The organism is Pseudarthrobacter sp. CC4, from assembly GCF_048957775.1.
In the GTDB taxonomy this organism is placed as follows: Bacteria; Actinomycetota; Actinomycetes; order Actinomycetales; family Micrococcaceae; genus Arthrobacter.
In genome coordinates, this window is sequence record NZ_JARCCZ010000022.1 from 89552 (window position 1) to 97010 (window position 7459).

Below are 7459 nucleotides of genomic sequence, written 5' to 3' on the forward strand. Positions count from 1 at the left end.
GTGACCGGTGGCCGGCACCCCGGCAAGGCCGGGTTTCAGGCCCGCTGCGGCAGCAGTTTCGCGTCGTCCAGCAGTTCCTGGGCGTGGGCCTGCGCCGACTCCGAATCCTCCTGGCCGGCCAGCATGCGCGCCAGTTCACGGACCCGTTCGGAACCGTTAAGGAGGCGGACATCACTTGAGGTGAACCCCGTGGCTGTGTTGCCGTCGGCTCCCCGGACGGAGGTTTTGGTGACCGTGATGTGCTGGTCCGCGAAGGCGGCCACCTGCGGAAGGTGCGTGACCACCAGCACCTGGACGTGGCGGGCCAGCATGGCCAGCCTGCGGCCGATCTCGACGGCGGCACGTCCGCCCACGCCGGCGTCCACCTCGTCGAAGACGAAAGTGGGAACGGGGTCCACGGCAGCCAGCACCACCTCAATGGCGAGCATGACGCGCGAGAGTTCACCGCCGGACGCGCCCTTGCCCAACGGCCGGGCGGTCGCACCGGAGTGGGGCTGCAACAGGAAGCTGATCTCGTCCGCACCATATGGGGTTAGCTGGCCGGCGGGGGCGATGGTGATGACGAGGGTGGCATCGGCCATGGCCAGCGCCTTTAGCTCGGCGCTTACCCGGGCCGAAAGGTCCTTGGCGGCCTTGGCCCTGATCTTGCTGATTGCGGCGGCCTGCTTCTTCAGGTCCGCCTCAGCCTTCACCACTTCGGCGTCCAGGGTTTCGATCCGGGTTGAGTCGTCCTGCAGTTCGTCGTAGCGGACGCGGGCGTTCTCCGCCCAGACGAGCACTTCGTCAATGGTCGGTGCATATTTGCGGACCAGTTTGGCCAGGGCGGCCCGCCGGTCCTCAATTTCCGCGAGCCGTTCCGGCCCCTCCGTGTCCAGGCCGGCCTGGTAGCTGGCCAGCTCCGTGGCGATGTCGTTGAGCAGGAAGCCCACCTCAGCCAGCCGCGCAGCCGCTGAGCCGAGCTCGGCGTCGTGCTCTGCCACATGCTCCAGCGTCCGCTTGGCGGCATCAACCAGGGTGGTGGCGTCCCCCGCTTCGCCGAAGTCCTCGGCGATGAGCGCCTGGTGGGCGGTGCTCGCTGCGATGCGGAGCTCCTCCACGTTGGCGAGCTTTACGGCCTCGGCCTTGAGCAGCTCGTCCTCCCCCGGCTGCGGATCCACCTCATCAATCTCAGCCAGGGCGGTCTCCAAGGACTCGGCCTCACGCAGCCTGTCGCGGGCGGCAGTGCGGAGGCTGTCCAGCTCCGCCTGGCTGGACTTCCAGTGGTTGTAGAGGTCCTGGTAGGCGGCCAGCGGACCGGCCAGCGATTCACCGGCGAACTTGTCCAGGGCGCCCCGCTGGGCGGCGGCTCCCTTGAGCCGGATCTGGTCCGATTGGCCGTGGACCACCACCAGGGTCTCGCCGATTTCGGCAAGGACACCCACCGGCGCCGCCCTGCCGCCCAGGAAGGCACGGCTGCGGCCGTCGGAACCAAGGCGACGGGCAAGGATCAGCTCCGCGCCGCCGTCGAACTCCTCCGTCTCGGCACCCGCCTCCAAAGCCCTGGCTATGGCGGGATGGCCGGCGTCGAGCTTGAGCACTGCCTCGGCGGTGGCACTCTTGGCACCGCTCCGCACCGCCCCGGCGTCGGAGCGGGCGCCCAGCAGGAGCCCGACGGCGGTGACCACCATGGTCTTGCCCGCACCCGTCTCACCGGTCACCACGCTCAGGCCCGGCCCCAGCGGCAGCGTTGCGTCAGCGATGACGCCCAGATCGCGGATTCTCAGTTCTTCAAGCATGGCTTCACTTTGCGGTCGGCGGATCGGTTTCGACATCGGGCTGGCCCGCTTGCGGTACCTGGAGCGGGGGCATGGGGCGGGGCGTCCGGATGATGGGGATGGGGCCGGTGTGAACGGACTCAGCCTTGGGGGCCGGGCCGCGCCAGCCGTGAATGGGCAGCTGGAATTTCCGGACCAGCCGCGCGGAAAACGGCGTCTGGTGCGTGCGCGCCAGCCGCACCGGAGTGGCGGACTTCGTGACCTCCACCCTGGCTCCCGGGGGCAGGTCCACTGACCGCCTGCCGTCACACCACAGGACGCCCAGGGCATCCGTGCGGTTCAGGACTTCCACCGCCAGCCGAGAGCGGGGCGAGACCACCAGGGGTTTCGCGAAGAGGGCATGGGCGCTGATGGGGACGATGACCAGGGCCTCCACCTCTGGCCAGACCACCGGGCCGCCGGCGGAGAAACCGTACGCGGTGGAACCCGTGGGCGTGGCCAGCACGATGCCGTCGCAGCCGAAGGACGTCAGCGGACGCTCATCCACCTCGGTGACCACCTCCAGCATGCGTTCGCGGTTGGCCTTCTCGATGGCGGCCTCATTCAGCGCCCACGTGTGCCAGATCTTCTGGCCGCGCACCCAGACCTGGACATCGATGGTCATGCGCTCTTCCACCGTGTACTCACGGCTGGCAATCCATTCCACCGTCTGGGCCAGGTCCGCCCGCTCGCTTTCGGCGAGGAAGCCTACATGGCCAAGGTTCACCCCAAGCAGCGGAACGTCCACCTCACGGACAAGCTCGGCCGCGCGCAGGATAGTGCCGTCGCCCCCGAGGACCATGACCAGTTCAACGTCCGGGAGCTGGACGTGGTCGTGGAGGATCTCCACGGGCTGGGCCAGGTGTCCGAAGAACCGCTCCATGTCCCCGAGTTCGGACTCCTGCATGACCGGCACAATGCCCGAGGCATGCAGCAGGGCGCACGCCTCCCAGGCGGCCTTCAGTGAGTCCTCGCGGCCGGTATGGGCGAGGACCAGTACACGCCTGCTCATCAGGTTCCGCTCTCTAGTGGTTCGGCCAGATTCGTCCGAGCAAGGCAGCGGCCGCTGCCTCCCGCTCTTCGATCTTAGGCAAGTCTTGGCTCATCCTGCGTTTTATCCACAGGAAGTATTCAACGTTTCCGTCCTGGCCCGGCAGCGGACTCTGCGCGAGGCCCCTTAGGTCGAGCCCGGCGTCGAGCGCTGCCCTGGCCACCTTCTCCACCGCCAGCCGCCGTTCCCGCTCGGAGGTGACCACGCCGGTCCGTCCCAGCCGGTCCTTTCCGATCTCAAACTGCGGCTTCACCATCAGGACCAGGTCCCCTCCGGGCTCGGTGCAGAGAGCCAGCGGCTGCACCACCAGGGTGAGGGAAATGAAGGACAGGTCAGCCACGGTAAGCGATGCGGGGCCGCCAATGTCCGCGGGCGACATGTAGCGGACGTTGAGTCCTTCGTGGACCTCCACGCGGGGATCCTCCCTGAGCTGGGGCACCAGCTGGCCATGCCCGACGTCGACCGCCACCACGTGCGCGGCACCGCGCCTCAGCAGCACGTCCGTGAAGCCGCCCGTGGAGGCTCCGGCGTCGAGGCACCTTTTCCCCGCTGCCGAGACCTCGGGGAAGGCGTCAAGGGCACCGGCCAGCTTGTGTCCTGCCCGGCTGGCGTAGGCGTCCTGTTCATCATGCTGAACGGCAAGGTCCCGGCCCTCATCAACCTGGAGGGACGCCTTGGCGAGCACCTGCCCGGCGGAACTGACCTTGCCCTCGGCGATCAGGGCGGCCGCGTGGGTGCGTGACCGGGCAAGGCCACGGGCCACCAACGCCTGGTCGAGGCGCACCGGCATCAGGCGGCGCCGTCCGTCGGATCAGTGCTTCCATGCTCACTGTTGGCGGGGTCGCTATTGGCGGGGTCGCTATTGGCGGGGTCGCTGTTCAGCGCGGCCAGCAGTTCATCGTGAAGTTCGCTGTAAACGGTCTCGTGCTCCGCCACCGGAACCTGCGGCAAGGCTTCAAGCCGTGCCAGGGCCTGCGCCACTACCGGGTCCATGACACCTGCACCGCCGGTACCAGGCCAGTCCGGGGAAGGCTGGGCTGCTGCGGGGAGGGGTTCGGTCAGCTCAGTCATTCCACCAGTCTAGTGATCCAGCCAGACGAGTTCAGGCGCCTGGGGTGCGGCGGCGTCCGGGGTGGCTGCCCACCAGGCTGCACACGCGGCCCGCCAGGAATCCAGGTTGTCCTGGCTGCCGATGATGCCCACCGCACCGTTGGCCACCCGGGCCGTGGCCTCGCCGCAGGCGTAGGTGCCGTCGTCGTGCGTGACCTCAGGGTACACCCGGTGCAGGTCCCCAAGGGAGCTGATGATGTAGTCCGGGCGTTCTGCGGCACGGGCAGCCAGGATGGTTTGCCGGGTGTCGACGCCGGTCAGTACCGCCACCGTGGCGAAGCCTGCGTTGTTTCCGCCCAGGATGTCGGTGTCCAGGCGGTCTCCCACCACCAGGGGGCGTTCCGCGCCAAGCCGCTTGGCGGCGGAGTGGAAGAGCGGCGCTTCGGGCTTGCCGGCCACGCGCGGGGTTTGGCCCGTTGCGGCTGCCACGGCCTGCACCAGCGTGCCGTTTCCCGGAGCGATGCCGCGGGCCTGCGGTATGGACATGTCCGTGTTGGTGGCCACCCACAGGGCGCCCGCGTTCACCACGTAAGTGGCTTCGGCCAGGTCCTTCCACCCGATCTCGGGGTTGAATCCCTGGACCACCGCCACCGGGTCCTCGTCCTGGCCGTACACCGGCACGAGCCCCACGAGTTCGATCTCCGCGGCCAGCGCCGGACTGCCGGTGATGAGTACCCTGGAGCCCGGAGCCAGCAGTGAGGCGAGCAGGTCTGCAGCGGCCTGGGAGGAACTGACCACCTGATGGTCCTCGGCGGGCGCCCCGAGTTCCCGGAGGTGGGCAGCCACCTGCGCCGGTGACCGGGACGCGTTGTTGGTCACGTAGCCCAGACCCACGCCAAGGCCGGAGAGCTGCTTCAGGGACTCAACCGCACCGGGGATGGCGTGCGGTCCGGCATAGACCACGCCGTCCAGATCTGCCAGGAGGGCGTCGAACAGGGAAATCAGGGGAACGGCACTCATGCGTCAGTCTTCCCGGCGGTCCTGCTGGTCCCCGGCCTGGTCTTCCAGATCGGGTTCGCCGTCACGTCCGGCTTCGGCTCCATCTGCGGCCTCCCCGGAGGTTTCCAGCTCGTCCGGCTCCACCGAGTCCTCGTCGGACTCGGCGTCGTCTGAGGCGAAGTAGTCACTCTCCTGGTCCTCGATGGCGGTGTCCTGCTGTTCAGCGGACTCGGCAGCGAAGTCGGCTCCAGCTGCACCGGCGGCTGAGGCGGCATCGGTAGAGGATACGGCGCTTGTGGCGGTTTCCGATGCCTGGGACGCGCGCTCCAGCAGGCGGCGGCGTTCGGCTTCTTCCCTGGCCTCTTCTTCTTCATCCCAGCCGAGGTCGATGATGTCCGGTTCCTCGTCCACGCCCTGGCCCAGTGCGTTCTCGGCCACAACGGCCTGCTTCCGCCATTTCTCGGCTTCAGCTTCGCGGCCTACGCCGGCGAGGGCGTCGGCGTAGGCACGGAAAAGCCGGGGGCTGTAGGAGAAGGCCCGGTTGATGTCCAGTTGCGGGATTTCCAGTTCGGCTACGGCAGCGTCCAGCTGTCCGAGGTCGGTCCGGGCACCTGCGGCAACGATAGCGAGTTCGACTTTGCCGGGAGCGTCCAGGTCCTGGGCTTCCTCGGACCGGGCCACGTCCAGCGCACGGTCCGGGCGCCCCAACCCTCGTTCGCAGTCGGCCATGACCGGAAGGTGGACGTTGGAGCCGCTGATGCGGCGGTAGGTGCGGAATTCGCGCAGGGCCTCGCCGTAGTGGCCGGCTGCGTACGCCGTCAGTCCGACGGCCTCGCGGACGGCTGCCAGCCGGCCCCCACGCCGGCTGGCAGCCAGGGCGTGCTGGAACGCGAGTTCCGGCTCTTCATCGATCAGCCTGCCGGCCATGACCAGGTGGCGGGCCACCCACTCAGCACTTTTTGCTTCCAGGGTCTTGATCTGGTGCTGGGTTGCGCGGTCCAGTTCCTTGCCAGTGACGTCCTCGTCGATTTCGGGAGAACGTTCCCGGTCCGGGCGGTTGGCGCTCCGGAGGTCCCGGGCGTTGGGCACGCGGACGGGACGGTCTTCCTGGCGGTCCCGCCCAAAGTTGCGGGGTCCGGCACCTTCCCGGCTGGAGCCCCGATCGAAACTTCGGGGTGCTCGGTCCTGGCGGTCGCCGCGGCCGGCGCGGTCGCCCCGATCGGGCCGCTCGGTCCGTTCACCGAAAGGCTTCCGGTTCTCTCCCCCGCCGAAGCTGCGACGGTCGCCCTCGCCGTCACGGCGGGGACGGTCACCAAAAGGCTTCTTGTCACGGTCACCAAACGGCTTCCGGTCACGATCGCCGAACGGCTTACGGTCACCAGCACCGAAGGGCTTACGCTCACCCTCGCCGTCACGGCGCGGACGGTCACCAAAGGACCGGTTCTCACGGTCCCCGTAAGGCTTGCGGTCGCGGTCTCCGAACGGCTTACGCTCTCCAGCACCGAAAGGCTTACGCTCACCCTCGCCGTCACGGCGCGGACGGTCACCAAAAGGCTTCTTGTCACGGTCCCCGAACGGCTTCCGGTCACGATCTCCAAACGGCTTACGCTCCCCCGAACCGAAGGGCTTACGCTCTCCAGCACCGAAAGGCTTACGCTCACCTTCCCCGTCACGGCGCGGACGGTCACCAAAAGGCTTCTTGTCACGGTCCCCAAACGGCTTACGCTCACCGCCGCCTGAGGCAGGGCCGGAATCGCTGTTGTCGCGGCTGCTGCGGGAACGGAATCCACGCGGATCGCCGCCTGAGTTGTTGTTGCCGCGGAAGGCGCCGCGGTCATTTCCGCCGCGGTTGCCGCCGTTGTGCTCAGCCATGTGGATTCCTCCTGTTGTGAGCCGACCACTGGCGCAACTGCAGCCGCTCGTATCCGTGTTTCGTTTCCTACGCAACCCGAAATCAAGCGCTTCGAAGTCCGTACATCTTCATCAATTCTAGTGGAGTCGCCCAACCGGGCAGTACGGTAAAAGCCCAGGCGCCGGCATCGTGGCAAGATTCACACGCTCTCTCAGTTGATGCGGGTTTTTCGGCGATGCTCTCTCGGTTGATGTGGGGTTTCCTGGGGTGCTCTCGCAGTTTGGCGCTGGTGGTCGACGGCGGGCCGGCCGGGCAGTGCGGGAGGGTCCGCCGGGAGGGGGCGTTAAGTGAGAGAGGGAACCCCGGGGGCGTTAAATGCGGGAGGCCCCAACCTGGTGGTTGGGGCCTCGACCTAATGGTTGTCCGGCGGTGACCTACTCTCCCACACCCTCCCGGGTGCAGTACCATCGGCGCTGTGGGTCTTAGCTTCCGGGTTCGGAATGGGACCGGGCGTTTCCCCCACGCTATGACCGCCGTAACCTTGTTACCCGTCCGCCCGGGTGTCCCGGGGGGTGGGAAGTGTTGTGGTTACAACATGCTTTCCTGCCCGTGTGAGGGCAGGGTGGTGTTGTTATTTAGTTGGTGTTCCCTGCAACAAATGGTTTGTTGTTCGGGAACCACATAGTGGACGCAAGCAGTCTTGTTATCTTTTTA

The 7459-nt window shown here is 67.5% G+C and carries 6 protein-coding genes and 1 rRNA gene; all 7 read right to left on the bottom strand.

The features are described from left to right. Positions 1 to 35 precede the first annotated feature (35 nt). Complete coding sequence (gene recN, locus PV768_RS15815; RefSeq protein ID WP_421093479.1) at positions 36 to 1775, bottom strand: DNA repair protein RecN; 1740 nt, start codon at positions 1773 to 1775, stop codon at positions 36 to 38. Between the two features lie 4 nt (positions 1776 to 1779). Further along, the gene (locus PV768_RS15820) at positions 1780 to 2805 is read right to left on the bottom strand and encodes an NAD kinase (RefSeq protein WP_157238544.1); all 1026 of its coding nucleotides are present in this window, start codon (positions 2803 to 2805) and stop codon (positions 1780 to 1782) included. Between the two features lie 13 nt (positions 2806 to 2818). Further along, positions 2819 to 3634 (bottom strand): TlyA family RNA methyltransferase, encoded by an 816-nt coding sequence (locus PV768_RS15825; RefSeq protein WP_421093480.1) that lies wholly within the window; start codon positions 3632 to 3634, stop codon positions 2819 to 2821. After that, positions 3634 to 3915, bottom strand: a complete 282-nt coding sequence (locus PV768_RS15830) for a hypothetical protein (RefSeq protein ID WP_421093481.1) — start codon at positions 3913 to 3915, stop codon at positions 3634 to 3636. The genes PV768_RS15825 and PV768_RS15830 overlap by 1 nt, the downstream gene beginning before the upstream one ends. 9 nt (positions 3916 to 3924) lie before the next feature. After that, entirely contained in the window at positions 3925 to 4914 is a 990-nt protein-coding gene (locus tag PV768_RS15835; protein ID WP_157238547.1) for an HAD-IIA family hydrolase, read from the bottom strand. Positions 4915 to 4917: 3 nt separating this feature from the next. Further along, positions 4918 to 6765 carry a hypothetical protein gene (locus tag PV768_RS15840; RefSeq protein ID WP_421093482.1) on the bottom strand — a complete coding sequence of 616 codons (1848 nt, stop codon included), beginning with the start codon at positions 6763 to 6765 and terminating at the stop codon, positions 4918 to 4920. 401 nt (positions 6766 to 7166) lie between these two features. After that, positions 7167 to 7283: ribosomal RNA gene (gene rrf, locus PV768_RS15845) — 5S ribosomal RNA — on the bottom strand. Positions 7284 to 7459: the final 176 nt, after the last annotated feature.